The sequence below is a fragment of the Neorhizobium sp. P1_A6 genome (genome assembly GCF_056406795.1).
In genome coordinates, this window is record NZ_JBFTZM010000006.1 from 312,106 (window position 1) to 330,017 (window position 17,912).

Sequence of the window (17,912 nt, forward strand, 5' to 3'; positions counted from 1 at the left end):
TGCACCGCAGCAGCACAAAAAAATCTTTTTGCAATAGACCAAAACGGCTAATGCGTTTGTATCTGGATACCTCTTTACGTCGAGGCGGTCCCGTAATGTGGCGAAATAAAGGCAAATCTGCGACACAATCAAACGAAAGGGACACCGGCTGCGCTGCTCAATCCGAGTCGCCGGACGAGTTCGAGAACGCTCCATGAAACTGCGCGTATTCGGGCATCAGAAATGGCCCCGATGAAGTGATCGCCCGGCAAACTCCGCCCCGCCCGCTCCCGGTAGGAGTTCATTAACCTCTCCGCAAAGACGTGCGGGACGGCTCGGCGATCGCTACCAAAAACCACATAAGAGTGAGCGTTACCGCCACCGATCCAGGATCTTCCAGGGTCGGCACTCTTGCCAGAATGAGGGCTGTGACAAATTTCAGCCCGAATGTAGCGGTCTTTGATAGCGCGCTCCACCGACATTGGTCGCGTTTGTCTTTACGCCTTGGCAGGGGCGAAATGGTCAAGTCTTGTTACTGGGAGGTCATTCGATACGGCAGCGAACTGCCGCTAACCCGAAGCCGGGCAACTGTCGGCGGCTTGCAATTGTTTGAGAAAGCAGGGGCGAACACATGGCGACGTTCACCGTAATTATCCCATTTTTCCAGAAGGAAGCCGGCATTCTTCGCCGCGCACTGAAATCGATTTTCGATCAAACCTATCAGGACTTCGAGATCGTCATCGTCGACGACGAATCACCCCTACCCGCTGACGTGGAGCTTCAAGGCATTGAAGATGTTTGGAAAACCCGCATCCGCGTGATTCGCCAGCAGAACGGCGGGCCAGGTGCCGCACGCAATACCGGCCTCGACAACGTCCCGGCTTCGACCCGTTTCGCGGCGCTTCTCGATTCGGACGACGTCTGGCTGCCGGATCATCTGAAAAACGCCTTTGAGAGCATGACCGGCTTCGATACCGAGTGCTATTGGGCCTCGATGCAGGCGAGCGACGAGTTCTATTACCACTTCGGCATGGCCGAGCTCGAACAGGCGGAGGGCGGCACGCGGCTTTCCGAAAACCCGCTCCTGATCGAAATGCCGGATCTCGCGAGTGTCATGCTGAAGAACTGGAGTTTCCTGCATCTCTCCTGCATGGTCATCGCCCGGCCGGTCTTCGAGACGGTTCGTTTCGAACCCTCCCTGCGGCTGGCGGCTGAAGATGTGCTGTTCTTCGTCGATTGCATCCTGAAATCGAAGCGAACCCTGCTTTGCGACGAAGAGGGTGCGGCCCGCGGCATGGGCCTCAATATCTTCCACAGCATCGACAATCGCTCTCCGCAGTTCCTGCGACAGCAGTTCAACACCTGGGTGGCGCTCGATACGCTGGAGGAGCGCTTCCGCTCCCGCCCCAGTGACGTCGCCTCAATCGCATCTTACAAGAACACCGCCCGCCGACAGGCGCTCTGGAGCCAGGCCGGACGAGTGAAACGCCGCCAGGCGCCGGATCTTGGCCTGCTCGCCCGCTGGGTGATGCGCGATCCCGCGCTGATCCGGGCGGCATTCGAACTCGGAGCCGGGAAGCTCGGCCGCAGCGCACGCTAAATGCTTGCGTTTCCTTTCAAATTCATCATCCCACGGAGGGCCGCATGAAAGCGTACTACTGGGAATCGCATCACGGTAATTTCGGCGACGACCTCAATCTCTGGCTCTGGGATGCGCTGCTACCCGGCTTTCGGGACGTGCATCCTGAAGTCCTGCTGGTCGGCGTCGGCACAGTCCTCAATCCGGTCCTGCTGCCTGTCGGCCAGAAGAAGCTGGTGATCGGCAGCGGCTACGGTTATGGCACGCCGCCTGATGTCACCGACGCGGCGGAATGGGACGTGCGGGCAGTCCGCGGTCCGATGACGGCCGCCAAGCTCGGCATTTCGACCGACAAGGCGATCACCGACCCGGCGGTCATGATCGCCGACATGCCGGAATTCCGGAACCTGCCGAAAATCCACAGGAAAACCTTCATCCCCCATTGGGAGTCGGCCGAATTCGGCATGTGGAACGCCGTCTGCGAGCCCGTCGGCCTCACCTATCTCGATCCGCGCGGCGAGGCGAAGTCGGTCATCCGCCATATCGCCCAGTCGGAACTGATCATTGCCGAATCCATGCATGGTGCGATCCTGGCGGATGCGTTCCGGGTTCCCTGGGTGGCCGTCAGCAGCTCCCGTTCCATCAACAATTTCAAATGGAATGACTGGGCCAAATCTGTCGGGACAACATACGAACCTCGCTACGTGCCGGTCTCCACCCGAGCCGAAGCTGTCGCCAAGCGCTCGCGTTTCTGGGGCATCAGCTTCGACGGTCAGGAGCAGCCAAGTCAGGCCGCACACGACACTCATGGCGGCGAAGTCATGACCCACCCGGCGCCGTCACAAAGCGGCCTTCGCGGCATGGCGAAACAGTTCCTCGCAGCCCCATCCGTGCTGGCGCTCTGGCAGGCAAGCCGCGCCGAGCCGCGGCTCAGCCCGGTGGAGGTTCTGGAGGAGCGCAAGGAGAAATTCCGGGCGATGCTGGAAGGGATCCGCCGCGACTATTTCTGAGCGGCGGGTATGCCGGGCAGAAGATAGCGCATGCCGGCCGGCTGCGCCTGCGGCCTGGACAACCTGGCGCGCAGAAGATCGAGCTTGTCGAGGAATATGCCGGTCGCCACGGCCGGCAGAACCCGCGGGTGGGAGAGCAAGTGCCGGATGGCCGCACCGTTCCCCGCCTGCGACTTGATGTCGAGGAAGGCACGCAGTTCGTAGCGGTCGCGCGTATGGTCGCGATGCCGGACGATCACTGCCCTTTCCTCTTCGCTAAGCGCCGGATCTGCAAGGAGCGCGTCGTCCGCCTCGTAGAATTTGCGCAGGTCGTCGGTGCGATGCCGGCCGCTCAGCGAATCCTGGCGCACGATGGCGCCGTAGCCGCAATGCTCGATCACCTTGTAGCGCGCGCCCTTGGCAAGCGCCTGGGCGTAGAAGTCGTAATCCTCGCCGAAACGCATGTTTTCGTCGTAGCGAAGACCATGGGCGTCGAGAAACGCCCGGCTCATCACCGGCTTCAGGAAACCGGTCTCGCCGCGCTTGACCCCGCGCTGGGAAATATTGCCTTCCACGAATTCAGTCAGCGACATGCTCCGCACCCGCGTCTCGAACCTTTCCGGGCGAATGAATTCGCTCGGTTCGTAGATGAAGGCGATATTGTCGGCAATCAGGTCCCAGCCGTCCTCCGCCAGCATCGGCGCAAACCGACCCGGAAAAAAGAAGTCGTCGGCATCGAGAATACCGATCAGCGGCGCCGTCGATATGGCAATGGCATGATTGCGGGCAGCAGAGGGTCCGCGATTCTGATCGAACGAGACAACCGTCAGCCGTCCTGACCTATCATCCGATCTGCGCGCGGCATCCGCGGTCTCGTCGGTGGAGCCGTCGTCGACCACCACGACTTCGCTGACATGCGCCTCGTTCAAGGCGGATTGAATCGCGATTCCAATGGTTTCAGCGGCGTTTTTGGCCGCGATGATGACGCAGATCGTCTGGGAAGCGTGTTCAACCATAGCCCTCTCCATGTTGCATCCGTCCGCAACTATGGGCTCAGGAAAATGGCCCTCGTGTGAAACTGGCGGAAAAAAGCGTCAGAACGGTCAGGTATCGCCGGCAGGAAGGTTCGGGGCGGCATCGGCACGCAATCCGTCGCGCCGGCTGCCATCCTTGGAGCTTTTGGCAGCCGCGGCAGCATCCGAAGTCGCTCCCGTCTCCCGTATCTGCTTTTCACGGCGAACGAGGTAAAGGACAGCAGCGAAATATCCGGCCTGGATCAGGACTGCACAGATCAGCGTCTGTATAACTGCCGTATAGAACGACCCGGTGATAAGATACGCAGCCACCGCGAACACGATCAGAGTCACTGTCATGCTGATAAAGACGCGTGGCGCGTACATGATCGTTCCTCCCGAACGTGGCTGTTCAGTTCGTGGTTTTTCAGGCTCCTCTCCCGATAAGACAACCATATGAGTCTGCAGGAGAGGATTCAAGTTTTCCGATCTCGATAATGCCAGACTATTGGTGAAACTTTCGTAAGGTCCATGAGGTTCCGAACAAATACTGCGGGCAGCAGGCCCATCTCTATCACAGCGCCACAAGCACTGCGCCTCTCTTTTGCCACATTTATGCCCGGATTCGCCGCTGTTGGAACGAACTCGCCAGCCGCATCTCTCAATTCCCCTCGAACCCGATCAACTTTTGTTACAAAGCTAACTCGAAACCGACAGGCGTTGTTGCGCCGCAGCATTGTATTGCGGCGCAGCAGGAGTGGGCCTTTGGTCCCAGACGCAAGCTACTTTGGTCCCCGTCCCCAAGCAGCTGGGCGATCTATGACTAGGCGGCCGACAGGAGAGAATGCCGGGATAAGTTTGAACCAGGTCGGGAATATTAGCCACTAGACCGCTTTTACACGCCCAGTACAGTATTGACTGCGCTTCCGGCGTATATCTCCCAAGTTGTTCCCGGCCAATCGCGGGTTGGAAACCGCGCCCCGACTCCGGCGGGATGCGGTTGACGGAAAAGTTTGATCTTCATCAAATTGCGAACACAGACTTATTATCACATTAACGCTCAATGACGCGCCGTAATGGCACCGACTATCGCAAAACATAAGTGGAGTTCACTCTATGAAGTCAGCGACACGTTCGGCAGGTTCGCCGTTCTCAACGTCAGACCAAGCCCGCATGACTCTCCCAACTGGGGGCTTGGCAAAACGAAGTTTCGATATCACCGCCGCCGCCCTGGCCCTCATCCTGTTCAGTCCCATCTTCCTGATGATCGCGGCGTTGGTAAAGTTCTCCGACAATGGCCCCATTTTTTATGGACATCGCCGGATCGGCCACAACGGTCGTACCTTCAAATGCCTCAAGTTCCGCACGATGGCCGTGAATGGCGATGAAGTCCTGCGAAACTATCTGAAAGCCAATCCGCAAGCGGCGGAGGAATGGCGAGCGACGCGCAAACTCAAGTTCGATCCCCGGGTGACGGTTGTCGGCACTGTGCTGCGTAAGCTTAGCCTCGACGAACTTCCGCAGCTTCTCAACATCCTGCGTGGCGAAATGAGCGTGGTCGGTCCTCGCCCCGTGGTCGACGAGGAACTGAACCTCTATGACAGCTTTGCGGCTTTCTACCTGAGCACGCGCCCGGGCCTCACCGGTCTATGGCAGATCAGCGGTCGCAATGACGTTTCCTATGATACCCGCATCGCGTTCGACACCCAATACGTCCAGAACTGGTCGCTGATCGGCGACGTCGCAATCATTGTGAAAACGATTCCCGCCGTCTGCATGGCGCGCGGCAGTTACTGATAGTCCATCCTCTCTGCTGAGGCGCCGGACCGCTTGACGGGATCGGCAAATCTGGCGGCTTCGAGCGCGGACTGGTTCCGCGCCTTTTGAAGGAAAAATCCATGCAGACACAAACCGCCTCCGCGAGGAGCTTGCGTGCGTTATGTTTTCTGGCCGGTGCGATCACAGTCGCTCTGGCCGGGAACGCGACTGCGGGAGAGACCGGTTATCGCCTCGGGGTGATGGACAAGCTTCGCGTCCGCGTCGCCGAGTGGCAGCCGGCCGACGGCACGATCCGCAACTGGGATGCGGTGAGCGGCGACTATACCATCGGGCCGACCGGATCGCTCTCGCTCCCCTTCATCGGTGACCTCCCGGCTGCCGGCAAGACGGCGGGCGAAGTCGCAAAAACCATCGGCGAGGAATTGCGCGGCAAATTCGCGTTGCGCAACCTGCCGTCGGCTTCCGTGGAAATCGCCCAGTTCCGGCCGGTTTTCCTGGCTGGCGACGTGCATACGCCGGGCGAATATCCCTATACCCCCAACCTGACCGTGCTGAAGGCCATCAGCCTCGCCGGCGGTCTTCTCCGGTCTGATTCGGGCCAGCGTTTCGCCCGCGACTTCATCAATGCCCGCGGCGACGCCTCGGTCTACGATTCCCAACGCGGCCGGCTTCTCGCCCGCCGCGCCCGGCTGTTGGCGGAAGTCGCCGGTGCTACCGAATTGAAAGTCCCGCCGGAACTCAAGGACGTCGGCAATGCCGAAAAGCTGATCGCCAGCGAAGTCTCGCTGATGAAATCGCGGCGAGAACGCTACGAGCTTCAGTTGAAGGCTCTCACCGACCTGCGGACGCTGCTCGAAAACGAGGTCCAGTCTCTCAGCCAGAAGACCGACACCCAGAAGCGGCAGCTGCAGCTCGTCAGCGAGGACCGGGAAAAAATGGCGAAGCTGACCGAACAGGGACTGGCGACCTCCAGCCGCCGCATCACCGCCGAGGAAAGGGCCGCGACCATCGAAGCGAACCTCCTTGATATCGACACGTCAATACTTCGCGCCAAGCAGGATATCAACAAGGCGAACCAGGACGAGATCAACCTGCGCAACGACTGGGAAGCCCAGCGCGCCCAGGAGCTGCAGAACACCGAAGCCGAACTCGAAAAGCTCGGATTGCAGCTCGGAACCAGCCGCGAGCTGATGTCGGAAGCCGTGGCTCAATCGGCCGAGGCGCTGAAATTCGACCCTTCGGGCAAGTCCGCCACCATCAAATACACCGTGGTGCGGGACGAGGGCCAGGGGCCGAAAGAGGTTGTCGTCGGCGAAAACGACAAGCTTCTGCCCGGCGATGTCGTCAAGGTCGCTGCTGAACTCCTGATGCAATGAGGATCGCATGAGGATTGCGAAATCTGCGCTGATCGACCCGGCTCGCAATGAAGTCTACGGCGTGGCTGCGGTCGCGCTGTCCTTCTTCGTGTTCGCCTATTCGAGCCGGTTCGGGCAGATTTCGATCCTCGCCTATTATGGCCTCTGGTTTCTGCTGGTAGTTGCCGACTATCGGCAGGCTCTCGGTAATTATCTGAAATATCTTTGGATATTCGGATTTGCGTTGTTCTGCTTCGTCTCCGCCTTCTGGTCGCCCGCCTTCGGCATCTCGCTGCGAACCGCGATACAATACCTGACGCATGTCGTCTGTGCGCTGATCGCCATGCGCACGATCAGCGTGCTGACATTGACCCGCGGTGCGATCCTGGGCACGGCGATCGTGCTCGTCTTCTCCATCCTGTTCGGAACCTACCTCTACGACGCCATTGACGGCAGTTATAGTTTCGTCGGAGCCTTCTCCTCGAAGAACCAGCTCGGTTTCTACGCCTCGCTCGGCCTTTTCTTCGCCGCGTCCTATCTGCTCATCTGGCGGCAGAAAGGCCCCTGGTTGATGGCGTCGGGCGGCGTCGGCCTGCTCAGCGCCTATTGCCTTCTCGCCTCGCAGTCGGCGACCTCTGCCATTACGACCGCCGGCGTCTTGGCGCTCTGCGCCGGTTATATGCCGGTCGCACAGCTTTCCCCCAATCACCGCAAGCTGCTGGTCTCCGGGCTGGTGGTGGTCGGCGTGGTCGCGATCATCGGAGCGCTGCAGATGGGCGCTGTCGATGCCGTTCTCGGCATCTTCGGCAAGGATTCGACGCTGACGGGACGGACCTATCTCTGGCAGCAGGGAATCGAGGCGATCCGCGACAACCCGATTCTCGGCACCGGTTATCAGGGTTACTGGGTTCCCGGCTTCGCCGATGCCGAGAGGCTATGGGATGATTTCTTCATCACGGCCCGTAGCGGCTTTCATTTCCACAACACGTTCATCGAAGTCACCGTCGAGACCGGTCTGGTCGGGCTCGCCCTATTGTGCATGATCATGCTGATAAACGTCTTCGGCCATCTGAGCGCGATGCTGAGCCGCAATCGCGATCCCGCGTCGACGCTGTTATGCGCGCTGAGCGTTCTGTTGCTGATCCGGGCCTTCGTCGAAGTCGACGTACTTTTCCCCTACCAGATCGGTTCATTCCTGATGTTCTACGCGGCCGGCCGGTTGACCCTTCGCCAGAAGTCCGCCGAATTCACCTCTCATCCCGTTAGAGGCAGGCGGACCGTTACCGCTTGAGCTTTTCGAAGAGGTGCTCGGCGAGCCGGAGCGCCAGCGCCACGGCCGGCAGTGTCGGATTGGCATGGCCTCCTGTCGGGAACAGGCCGCTGCCGGCGAGATAAAGATTGCCGATGCCATGCACGCGGCAATTGGCATCCGTGACGCCATCATCGGGCGTATCGGACATGCGGCTGAGGCCGATCTGGTGATAACCGTCGAACGCCTGGCTCAGCACGGCCTGCCGCCGCTGGGCAGCATCATGTAGATATTCCAGCCGACCGAGCCCGGTTCGACGTAACCAGGTGTCAAGAACCTCGTGCGATTTCAGGACCGAACTGACGTCCTGTTCGACCACTTGATAATCGACGACAAGGGCGGCCTGCCTGCCCGCTCCACCCTGTTGAAGGTGGACCCGGCTTTCCGGATTGGGCACCTGTTCGGCATGGTAGCGAAGCAGATAACGACCTTTCGGATTGATCAGCGTACGCCACGGCTCGATGCGCCTCTCCAACATATTGAGAAGCGACCCGAACAGATCGAATACCAGGCGGCGATCGGCGCGGATATTCCGCCAATGCTGCCGGCGGTCGATATTCTCAGGCCCCTTGGCCGTCGGTGCCAGGCCATTCGAGAGACGGCGGTAGAGGCCGAACATTTTCAGGAACAGATAGATGAGCGACAGCGCGCCTGAGGCATGCGCGGGGTCGGCGACCGAAATCGCGTCGATCCAGAAGACGCAATTGAGAAGCCCCTCCTCTGCCTGGATCTCCGGCACGATCTGCAGCCTGCGACGAAAGACATAGTTTTCATCGTCGACATTGAAGGCGAAATGGCTCGCGATCCTGGACCTGTCGAATTGCAGCACGGCAATGTAGCCCGTGAGGTGCCCTTGATAAAAACGGCCGAGCGGACCGCTGGTACCGCCCAATGCCTCTGGCTGCCTCTCCCGCAGAGCAAGCAGCAGGCGGACATTTTCCAGCCCTCCTCCGGCAAGCACGAAAGTCCTTGCCGTAATCTGGCTTTCCTGCCCCGCACTGTAGGTGGCGAGGCCTTCGACGCGTCCACCAGAAGCATCAAGCGTGATGCCTGTGACGATCGTATTGACGAGACGAATACGTTTGGAAGCCTTGAGCCGCTCTCCGTAAACCGGGCCAAGATCCGGAGACCGGCTCCATCGCTCCAGAGCGTTCGTATCGACCGCATGGTCGGAAACGTCGATCGCCTCAAAAGCAGGCTCGGCGGCATTGCAATTGAGGAATGTCAGCGCCTCCGGATAATGGCGGCGAAGCTCCTCGTGAGAAATAGGCCAGCCGGAAAAGGGCACATGATCTCGCTTCTGTAGATCGATATCGTCGAAGGTAACGCACCGGCCGCCCCAGAGCGCGGAAGCTCCGCCGATGCCTGGCCGGGACATCGCCAACGAAGGTGCATGATGGCCGTTGGTGAATTCGATACCACCGGCACCGGCATCATCCGTTGCTCCGCCCGCACCCATCTCGACAAGGGTTACCGAGAGCCCCAACTCCTCCAGCTTGAAGGCGAGTGCCAACCCGACGGGGCCGGCGCCGACGATGCAGACATCCGTCGTCTCAGTATCTGCTGAAGCCATGTATGCCTTTGAGAGAGAACCTTGGATTACCAGCACATAGAGCATGCCGGCAGAAAGGGAACCGCCCATGCACCGCTAGAAGCTGACCGCCTTCGGCTCGATGGCCACCAACCGGCCGCCGTCGATCTTGTAAAGCCCGATCTTGCGCTCCGCCATACCACTCGGCGTAAAGCGGAACAGACCCGTAACCCCTCGAAAACCGGTCTTTGTCGTCAGCATTTCCGGCGTCAGTGCCGTAGCACCCTTACCTCTGACGATGCCGGCAGCGACCGCTATGCTGTCGTAACCCTCGGCGGCATAGACCGAGAGCGAACGCTTGTTGAAACGACGATAGCGCTCGCCGATCAACAGCGAAGCATCCGGATCGACCGCTGCGATGATGACGCCGCTGGCTGCCGGATCGGAATAAAGCTCCATCGGCCAGTGGCTGGTTCCGACAACGGCCAGTTTGGCGAAAGAGGCCCTGACACCCTTCAAGATAGGCCCGATCGCCGCAGAATCACCCATCAGCACCAGGGCACCGGCATCATCGAGCAAAGCCTTGTTGCGGGTAAGCAGGTCACCAAGCGGCGCGGCTGGATCATAACGAACCACGCCGATCAGCGCACCGCCGGCCTGGGTGACGGCCGATCTTAGGCGCTCTTCGTCAACGCCGGCTATGCTGTTGGGCGTCAGAACGACAACTCTCTTGTGGCCGGAAGCGATGACCGGGTGCACACCCCGAGCAACGCTCGCCACTTCGTCAAACCCGAAATTGAAGACTTTCGCGCCGGTTACAGGACTTGAAAGATTGATCAGCGGCGGTCGCTGATCGGCCGGAATGGCGGCAATCGCCGCCGTCGTCGCCTGCGGCGCATAACTGATCAGCAGACCGGAATTGCGTGCCTTGGCAGCTGCGAGCGCCGCAGCCACCGTAGTTGGCCCTCCCGCCACGTCGACCACCTTGATCTTCATCACAGCGGCATCGTCAAGTTCGCCGATGGCAAGCGCCGCACCGTCGCGTATGTCGCGCGCGGCGCCCTCATAGACGCCGTTCGGCGCCTTTGTCAGAAGCAGCGTAATTTCCGTCGAGCCCTGGCCGAATGTTTCCTCAACCATGGACGGCGGCGGCTTCAGCGCCTTGTCGTCGAGAACCTTATCGGCGACGGACGAGGACTCGCAGCCGGAGAGAACGGCGGCAGCAAACAGACTTAGCAGCCATAAGCGTACCGGACGCAGGCGCATCGTCATCCGGAAGGTTTTATGAGCAATGTCGGCGAGATCTGAACAGTAAAAAAATGAACGTCCCTGGGGCATTTCGTGGACCACTCTGCGGCCTTCTTGATTGTCGCGGCGACATGCTAGCCCAGACAAAACTCATTAACAAGCGCCCGCATATGAATATAAAATTTTATGCTTTTTCTCTCAAATAACTTATTTATAGATTATCTATCTTCAAAAACCAGAAATTCAGGCGGCTTTGCTAATTTCTCCTCAACAAGGGAGACAGAAAATGGCAAATAAGAAGAATATGATGAAAGCCGCAGTCGCCGCTACACTAGTATTACCATTCATTGCTTCAACAGCATTATCCACCCCCATGAACAAGCAACAATTTCAGATCAATACTGGATCAGCGGTATCGATCATCGGAAGTCATTTTCTTGAATATCTTCCGAAGCCGCTTTCCATCATGGCTTCGCTTGCATTCGGAAACGTACAGGTTGCCGCAGCGTTTCAGACATTCAGCGAGCTCGGCTCGAAGATCGCTCTGCCTGCGGCAAGACCTGCGAACGTGACCGAGGTCGCAATCAAGCCCGCCGACCTTTATCCATCCCGGCGAGTAGAACCAGCACCGTCCAACGGCGCCGTGTTCGATACGGTCGCTATTCCTTTCAAGCGGCTTGCCGCCTTGAAGAAGCTCGCTCCGGCTCTCGAAGAGATGGACAATGGCACTGCAGTGAAATGCAACGGCAAGGGCTGCAGCCCTGCCTTTGCCGCCATCCAGCTTGTCGGCATGAACGCGTCGCAATCGTCGCTCCGCGACAAGCTGAATGCTGTCAACGCCGCGGTGAACCAGTCCATCCGCTACCGCACCGACCAGGACGCCTACAAGGTCGCTGACCGCTGGAGCACTCCGCAGGAAACGCTCAGCCTCCAGCAGGGCGACTGCGAAGATTTCGCGATCCTCAAGATGGCGGCGCTTCGTGCGGAAGGCATCGATCCCAACCAGATGTCGATCGTCGTCCTGTTCGACCAGAAACGCCACTTTTACCATGCCATTCTCTCGGTCGAAGCCGGCGGCAAGTTCTTCATTCTCGACAACATGCGCAATCAGGTTCTCCTGGACACCCAGCTTCCCGACTACATGCCGCTCTACTCCATCAAAGGCGGCAAGGGCTTCCTGCATGGCTCACGCCGCAAGGACCAGAACGTGGCGATGGTGACGCCGCTGGAAAAGATTGCGCCGGGCGAAGGTGCCAACTTCTAAGCTTTCCATGGCCGGCGCGCGTTGCGCTCCGGCCTTCAACCTTGAGAACATCAATAACGGGAAATATAGCCGACCAGCATCGGCTTTTCGTGTGCCGGGGCAAGGGCCAGATTGATCTGACCCTTGATGACCTGCCTGGCGCAGGAGATCGTGAAGCCGGTATTCAAGGTCTTGCCACGGTTCATCTGCAGCGTATCCATGGCATCCTCGATCTGCGTGTCGATCGAGAACTTCAAGGTCTTCATCAGCTGCGACGTATCCTCCCCCACCAACCGCTGCCGAAGCATGACGAGAAACGGCTCGTTGAAGAATTGCAGGCGCTTTTCACGTGTCAGCACGACCGTCGGCGACGGTGAAGCCTGGACCAGCGCATTGAGATTTTCGAGCGACGAGACATCCTCGACCGTCGCCAGCCGCCCAAGCGCCCATTTAAGGCTGAGGACGCGCAGCAACGAGGTGAGATTGCCCGCTTCCGGCATCTGGGCCGCAGTGTACTGAACCAGATCGCCCGTGGTTATCTTGCCCGCCGCCGACATCCGGCTGAGGCCTTCCCAATAGATCTTCTCAAGCCTGATACCACGGCGCTCGCCATTGCGTGCAACAACCGCGCGAAAACGCGGCTCGACTTCTTCCTTGTCGATGATCGGCAGCGGGTCGCCCGCAGGTTCGATGACGGACATTGAAAGCGCACCTGATTTCATTGGAGGCCTCTACCGCTCGGTAAGCGCATCGGAACGCGCCCGATTGATAGGCTTCATAAGGTAGCTGAGGACTGTCTTGCGGCCTGTCATGATTTCCGCGGACGCAATCATGCCAGGGATGATCGGGTAGGATTTGCCGTTGCGTTCCAACTCCGATTTGTTGGTCTTGACCTGGACGAGGTAGTAAGTCTCGCCCTTTTCCTTCTCGACAATACTGTCAGCGGAAACGTTGGTCACTTCGCCTTCGAGTCCGCCGAAGATCGCGAAATCATAGGCCGTGATCTTGACGATCGCCGGTTGCCCGCGGCGGACGAACGCGACGTCGCGTGGCGATATCCGCGCTTCGATCAGCAGCGTGTCAGCTGTCGGAACAATCCCGGCAACCACACGGCCCGGATCCACGTAAGCGCCGATCGTGTTGACTTCCAGGGTATTGACGATGCCGTCGACCGGCGAGCGAATGTCGGTACGCTTGACGCGGTCCGAAGCACCGCGGATCGTTTGGTCGATGACCGAGAGCTCTGCGAGAGCTTGCGCCTTGTCGGTGAGGGCCTGTTGACGAACCGCCAATGAAATTTCACCCACTTGGAGCTTTGCTTCATCGACAGCACCACGAAGGCGTATCAGGCTTTCCTGATAAACCTTGAGCTGACCCTGCTGGTCCGTAAGCTGGCTTTCGATCGTCAGAAGCTGCGTCTGCGAGACCAGCCCCTTTTTAGCGAGAGGACCGTAAAGATCGCGCTGCCGCATCGAGGAGGCGATATTCTGTTCAAGCCGATCGATATTGGCATTGGCTTCGCTGAGTTCGTTCTGACGCTGCTTCACACGCTCCTGCAGCACATCAAACTTGTTCTTGTAACTGGCCTTGTTTGCCGAAAACAGCCGATCTTCGTTGTCGCAAACGTTCTTGGCGACCTTCAAGACATCCGCCGGACATACGAACGGCTGGTCGTACTCGCCTTTTTCTTCCATCTGCAGGCGTGCGATCTTCGCACCGATCGCCCTTGCCTTGGCAACCGATTCCCCGAGCGTCGATTCGGTTGTCGTATTGTTCAGCTGAACAATCAGATCGCCTTTGCGAACCACCTGGCCGACCTGAACCGCAATGTCCTGCACAACGCCGGCTTCGGACGACTGGATGATCTGGGTTTTGGAAATGGGAATGACCTTGCCTTCGCCCCGGGCGATCTCGTCGATCTCCGCAAGTGCGGCCCAGGCGAGGAATGTCGCCATGCAGGCGGCCACCAGCCCGACCAGCATGCGAGCGAAGAACGGAGGATTGTCGTGAACGCCTTTGCTCACGGCTTTGCTCCCTTGCGCTGCATCGCCTCGAGCACGGCAGCCTTCGGCCCGTCGGCAACGATACGGCCCTTGTCGATCACCACCAGCCGTTCACACAGTTCCAGCATGCTGAAACGGTGCGTGGCGATCAGCAGCGTCGTGTCGCGGCTGAATGCGGTCGAGAGCTTGGCGAGCAGATGGCGCTCGCTCGCAAGATCCATGGCGCCTGACGGCTCGTCAAGAAAGACGATCTTCGGCTTGGTCAGCAGCAGGCGCGCGATCGCCAGGGCCTGTTTCTGGCCGCTGGAGAGATTGCTGCCGCGTTCGCCGACCGGCATGTCGAAACCGCGCGGATGGTTGGAAACAAACTCGTCGACGCCGGTCATCTGCGACACGTGGAGCAATTCCTCGTCCGTCGCATCGGCGCGGCCGATCAGAAGGTTTTCCTTCACCGTCCCCGAAAACAGATCGGATGATTGCCCGGCCACTGCCACCGCCGAGCGGACTTCCGACATGTGATACTGGCGAATATCGACGCCGTCGATCAGTAGGCGACCGTCGGATGGCAGGAAGAGGCCGTCGAGAAGGCGGCCGAGCGTCGTTTTGCCCGAGCCGATGCGGCCGATGATCCCGACCCGCTCGCCAGGAGCGACGGTCAGCGAAAGCTGATTGATGACCTTGTAGTCAGAGCCCGGATACTGAAAGGAAACGTTCTGGAAGCTGAAGCCGCCCCGCTTGATCTCGCGGTTCACGAAACCCACCGTGGAGGGACGATCCTCCGGCTGTTCCATGATCTTGTCGAGGATCTTGAGCGACGTCATCGCCTGCCGGAACCGGGCAAGCGCCATGGCGATCTGGCCGAGCGGAGCGCCGGCCCGGCCTGCCAGCATGACGGTCGCGATGATCGCGCCCATTGCCAGATGGCCCTCGGAAAACTCATAGGTACCGGCGATCACGATCAGGACGCTGACCATCTGCTGGACAAGATTGGTGAGGTTCACCGCATTCGAAGAGACATGCTTGATTTCTTCGCTGGTGCGGCTCGAGAGCTTCATCAGCTCCTGCCAGCGACGCAGCATGCCGGCCTCGGCGCGAAGGCTCTTCACGGTCTCGATCGTCGAAATCGTCTCGACCAGCAGCGACTGACGGCGTGACGCCTCGTTGGTGGCCGCCGCCATGCGGTGACCTATCTTGGCCTGGGCATGCAGGCCGATCAGCACCGACAGCAGCAAGGCTACCGACGGGATCACCACAAGCCAGCCGGAAAGCGTGTAGATCACGATCAGGAAGATGAACACGAACGCCGTATCGATCAGCAGGCCGACAGTGTTGGACGTGAAGAATTCACGGACGAACTCGTACTGCGTGACACGGTTGGCATATTCGCCCGTCGATAACGGACGCGAAGCGAGCGTGGAATTCAACACCTTGTCGAAGATCATCTGGGACAGGCGCAAATCCGCGTTTCGCCCGGCATGGTCGATGAGGGCGGCACGGGCGGTCTTCAGCAGGAAATCGAACGTGTAGGCTAGCGTGATGCCGATGGCGAGCACCCAAAGCGTCGGAAACGCCTTGTTGGGAAGCACGCGGTCGTAGACGTTCATCGTGAACAGCGGCGAGCCGAGCGCAATCAGATTGATGAACAGCGCGGCCATGATGACGCGGATATAGGTGCGCCAATAGGGAACCAGCGCCCGCAACAGCCAGTGGCGGCGCTCGATTTCTCCGGCTGTACCAACCGAGGCATGCTCGGACGCGTTCTGATAATAAAGAGTGAAGGCAAAACCGAAGCTCGGCTTCAGCGCCATGAGTTCCTGACGCGTCAGCTTGACGGGATTTCCCGAGGCCGGAACGAGGTCTGTGATGTAGTTTCCGTCGGAATCAGTTTCGAGCAGCGGCAGCACGCCGCCGTTCTCGAAGACGATGATGGCCGGGCAGTCGAAATTGCCCTCGCGACACTCGCGTTCGCCGTGGCGGATGACTTCCAGCCCGATACGCTGGGCAAGGTGTTCGACATCGTCCAGTTCCAGAGATTCGGAAACCTCATCCGGCAATCCGGAGAACAGGACGATGTCTGACGTCGGGCGCCCGTAAAAGCTCGCAACAGACCTGAATGCAGTTTTAAATGTCCGAAACGGCGTAGTATCTGCGTGATCGAGCTTTACGTTGAGCATTTGGTCCTTGCCAATCCGTTACTGTCGGATCGGCGCCAGGAGATCCATGGGCATGCCAGCCTTTTGACGGGAGTCAACTTCGACATAGCCAGGATTCGTGACGCCACCCGGGACAGCAAACTCATTCCGGGCATACGCCTCAGCCTGGCCGACCGGCTTCAGCTTCATCGATTGAAGCAGACTGCCGGATGCGGCCAGGATCTTGTATTCGGCGAAAAGGGAAGCAAATCGTGCGGTTTCCGCAAGAATACTGGTGTTGAAACGGGTGTTCTGGGCATCCAGCACATCGAGAAGCGAACGCTGATTGACCTTGAACTGTTCGCGATACGAGGTGACAAGGCTGCCGTTCGTCGAGGACTGGCGCGCCAGGATCCCGGCCAGTTCGCCGCGGCCGCTACGCTCGTTCCATGCGGAGCGAATGGACTCTTCGACCTCGCGATGGGCCTGGGCCAAACCGTAACGCTGTTCGCTGGCGCGACGGATCTGCTCCTGCTCGCGCGCCTGATCGATACCACCGCGATAGAGGTTCCAGCGGGCGGTTACACCGACCTGAACGTCGTTGGTATTACCCTGGTTGCCATCGATGTCGTTGCCGACCCGCGCACTGCCCTGAAGATCGACCTTCGGGAGATAGTTGGCGCGCGAGCCACGCACACCGGCATCCGCCGCATCGACATCGGCATCGGCCGCATGAATCTGCGGGCTGTTTTTCTTGGCGATGAAGATCGTATCGTTCAGCGTCTTCGGAATGAACTTCGCGAGCGATACCGGCGCCTTCACGGGACCGATCGGCTCGCCGACCGTCTTCAGGAAACGGATCTTCGTGAGTTCCAGCTCTTCCTGGGCTTCGCGCAACCGGGCACGTGCCGCTTCGAGTCGCTCGCGGCCCTGCAGACGATCGGCGTCGGTCAGCGCACCACCCTGGATGCTGGCACCGATATCGCCGAGAATCTGATTGTGGGCAGCAACGTTCTGCTGCGCAATAGCGACGATCTTGGACTGAAGGATATACTCGAGATAATCTTGAGTGACCTGAAGAGCCAGCGACTCGGACCGCTCAACAACGCGGAACGAAGCCCCATCAACGCGCGATGCCTGCTGCTCGACCTGAGAACGGCGACTGCCGCCGTCAAACAACGTTTGAGTAATCGTCAGGCTCGCGTCGGACCCTTTGAAGTTTTCATAGTCACGGGTAAGCGTACCTGTACTGCTGTTCGACAGTCTACGCCGGCTTACGCCCGCCTGCAAATCTATCGAAGGAAGATAAAGGCCCCGTGCCTGCCTCAACTCGAACTCTACAGCCTCGCGGTTTTCTACCGCCTGCATGATTTGCGGGTTCGTTTTCAAGGTTTTTGCTACCGCTTCATCAAGCGTCATTGCATTGGCAGGCGCGCTAAACACGATCCCCAAAGCTACAGTCGCCAACAGCGTCGCCAAAATTCTTTTGCTCTTAAACAATCGGAAGCCCCTCGCCGATCTAAATCCCATTACGGCATTCATATACTGCGGCGATTTCGTTGGGAAGTATTATCATTTCTAATTCAGAGGCCCAAGCCCGCTCGGAATATTCCATAGCCTAGGGTTAATTACCAAATGGAAACTATCTATATAATTGTTTTCTATGTGAAATTTCTAACGACAAAATATCGGCCTAAAAACTTGTGGTTTGGCATCTAATTGCCCAGGCGTATACATTTACCTCTTGTGTAG

14 protein-coding genes are annotated in these 17,912 nt (G+C 59.0%); 6 read left to right on the forward strand and 8 right to left on the reverse strand.

What is annotated here, in order from left to right:
• The first annotated feature begins 610 nt into the window (after window positions 1–610).
• Window positions 611–1,579, forward strand: coding sequence for a glycosyltransferase family 2 protein (locus AC1D3C_RS15160; protein WP_477483448.1), 969 nt, complete (start codon window positions 611–613; stop codon window positions 1,577–1,579).
• Between the two features lie 44 nt (window positions 1,580–1,623).
• Window positions 1,624–2,568, forward strand: coding sequence for a polysaccharide pyruvyl transferase family protein (locus AC1D3C_RS15165; RefSeq protein WP_477483449.1), 945 nt, complete (start codon window positions 1,624–1,626; stop codon window positions 2,566–2,568).
• Here the strand turns inward: AC1D3C_RS15165 and AC1D3C_RS15170 are convergent.
• Together AC1D3C_RS15170 and AC1D3C_RS15175 are read right to left on the reverse strand one after the other, a co-directional pair.
• Window positions 2,559–3,563 (reverse strand): glycosyltransferase family 2 protein, encoded by a 1,005-nt coding sequence (locus tag AC1D3C_RS15170; RefSeq protein ID WP_477483450.1) that lies wholly within the window; start codon window positions 3,561–3,563, stop codon window positions 2,559–2,561. The two genes, AC1D3C_RS15165 and AC1D3C_RS15170, sit on opposite strands and share 10 nt — an antisense overlap.
• Before the next feature lie 87 nt (window positions 3,564–3,650).
• Window positions 3,651–3,947: an exopolysaccharide production repressor protein gene (locus AC1D3C_RS15175; protein WP_293405476.1), complete on the reverse strand. Its 297-nt coding sequence runs from the start codon at window positions 3,945–3,947 to the stop codon at window positions 3,651–3,653.
• 729 nt (window positions 3,948–4,676) lie between these two features.
• Here AC1D3C_RS15175 and AC1D3C_RS15180 point away from each other — a divergent pair.
• The 3 genes from AC1D3C_RS15180 (at window position 4,677) to AC1D3C_RS15190 (ending at window position 7,985) form a co-directional block, all read left to right on the forward strand.
• Entirely contained in the window at window positions 4,677–5,357 is a 681-nt protein-coding gene (locus tag AC1D3C_RS15180; protein WP_038545957.1) for a sugar transferase, read from the forward strand.
• A 101-nt stretch (window positions 5,358–5,458) separates the two neighbouring features.
• Window positions 5,459–6,715, forward strand: coding sequence for a polysaccharide biosynthesis/export family protein (locus tag AC1D3C_RS15185; protein WP_477483451.1), 1,257 nt, complete (start codon window positions 5,459–5,461; stop codon window positions 6,713–6,715).
• Window positions 6,716–6,722: 7 nt separating this feature from the next.
• Window positions 6,723–7,985, forward strand: coding sequence for an O-antigen ligase family protein (locus tag AC1D3C_RS15190; protein WP_477483452.1), 1,263 nt, complete (start codon window positions 6,723–6,725; stop codon window positions 7,983–7,985).
• Here the strand turns inward: AC1D3C_RS15190 and AC1D3C_RS15195 are convergent.
• Complete coding sequence (locus AC1D3C_RS15195; protein WP_477483453.1) at window positions 7,975–9,576, reverse strand: FAD-dependent oxidoreductase; 1,602 nt, start codon at window positions 9,574–9,576, stop codon at window positions 7,975–7,977. The genes AC1D3C_RS15190 and AC1D3C_RS15195 overlap by 11 nt on opposite strands.
• 75 nt (window positions 9,577–9,651) lie before the next feature.
• Window positions 9,652–10,806: a type 1 periplasmic-binding domain-containing protein gene (locus AC1D3C_RS15200; RefSeq protein WP_477483454.1), complete on the reverse strand. Its 1,155-nt coding sequence runs from the start codon at window positions 10,804–10,806 to the stop codon at window positions 9,652–9,654.
• 442 nt (window positions 10,807–11,248) lie between these two features.
• On the opposite strand from AC1D3C_RS15200, the gene AC1D3C_RS15205 reads away from it, so the two are divergent.
• A complete protein-coding gene (locus AC1D3C_RS15205) occupies window positions 11,249–12,046 on the forward strand; it encodes a transglutaminase-like cysteine peptidase (protein WP_477483455.1) in 798 nt (265 codons plus the stop codon).
• 50 nt (window positions 12,047–12,096) lie between these two features.
• Here AC1D3C_RS15205 and AC1D3C_RS15210 read toward each other — a convergent pair whose 3' ends face one another.
• The 4 genes from AC1D3C_RS15210 to AC1D3C_RS15225 are packed head-to-tail and all read right to left on the reverse strand — an operon-like array spanning window position 12,097 to window position 17,660.
• Window positions 12,097–12,726, reverse strand: coding sequence for a ribbon-helix-helix domain-containing protein (locus AC1D3C_RS15210; RefSeq protein ID WP_244446577.1), 630 nt, complete (start codon window positions 12,724–12,726; stop codon window positions 12,097–12,099).
• Between the two features lie 30 nt (window positions 12,727–12,756).
• Complete coding sequence (locus AC1D3C_RS15215; protein ID WP_247033172.1) at window positions 12,757–14,007, reverse strand: HlyD family type I secretion periplasmic adaptor subunit; 1,251 nt, start codon at window positions 14,005–14,007, stop codon at window positions 12,757–12,759.
• 38 nt (window positions 14,008–14,045) lie between these two features.
• The gene (locus tag AC1D3C_RS15220; protein WP_477483456.1) at window positions 14,046–16,202 is read right to left on the reverse strand and encodes a type I secretion system permease/ATPase; all 2,157 of its coding nucleotides are present in this window, start codon (window positions 16,200–16,202) and stop codon (window positions 14,046–14,048) included.
• An 18-nt stretch (window positions 16,203–16,220) separates the two neighbouring features.
• Window positions 16,221–17,660: a TolC family outer membrane protein gene (locus AC1D3C_RS15225; protein ID WP_157885177.1), complete on the reverse strand. Its 1,440-nt coding sequence runs from the start codon at window positions 17,658–17,660 to the stop codon at window positions 16,221–16,223.
• Between the last annotated feature and the right edge of the window lie 252 nt (window positions 17,661–17,912).

Coding starts and splice junctions, on each gene's coding strand:
- AC1D3C_RS15160 (WP_477483448.1), top strand. CDS start 611: ATGGCGACGTTCACCGTAATTATCCCATTTTTCCAGAAGGAAGCCGGC.
- AC1D3C_RS15165 (WP_477483449.1), top strand. CDS start 1,624: ATGAAAGCGTACTACTGGGAATCGCATCACGGTAATTTCGGCGACGAC.
- AC1D3C_RS15170 (WP_477483450.1), bottom strand. CDS start 3,563: ATGGTTGAACACGCTTCCCAGACGATCTGCGTCATCATCGCGGCCAAA.
- AC1D3C_RS15175 (WP_293405476.1), bottom strand. CDS start 3,947: ATGTACGCGCCACGCGTCTTTATCAGCATGACAGTGACTCTGATCGTG.
- AC1D3C_RS15180 (WP_038545957.1), top strand. CDS start 4,677: ATGAAGTCAGCGACACGTTCGGCAGGTTCGCCGTTCTCAACGTCAGAC.
- AC1D3C_RS15185 (WP_477483451.1), top strand. CDS start 5,459: ATGCAGACACAAACCGCCTCCGCGAGGAGCTTGCGTGCGTTATGTTTT.
- AC1D3C_RS15190 (WP_477483452.1), top strand. CDS start 6,723: ATGAGGATTGCGAAATCTGCGCTGATCGACCCGGCTCGCAATGAAGTC.
- AC1D3C_RS15195 (WP_477483453.1), bottom strand. CDS start 9,576: ATGGCTTCAGCAGATACTGAGACGACGGATGTCTGCATCGTCGGCGCC.
- AC1D3C_RS15200 (WP_477483454.1), bottom strand. CDS start 10,806: ATGACGATGCGCCTGCGTCCGGTACGCTTATGGCTGCTAAGTCTGTTT.
- AC1D3C_RS15205 (WP_477483455.1), top strand. CDS start 11,249: ATGGCTTCGCTTGCATTCGGAAACGTACAGGTTGCCGCAGCGTTTCAG.
- AC1D3C_RS15210 (WP_244446577.1), bottom strand. CDS start 12,726: ATGTCCGTCATCGAACCTGCGGGCGACCCGCTGCCGATCATCGACAAG.
- AC1D3C_RS15215 (WP_247033172.1), bottom strand. CDS start 14,007: ATGCTGGTCGGGCTGGTGGCCGCCTGCATGGCGACATTCCTCGCCTGG.
- AC1D3C_RS15220 (WP_477483456.1), bottom strand. CDS start 16,202: ATGCTCAACGTAAAGCTCGATCACGCAGATACTACGCCGTTTCGGACA.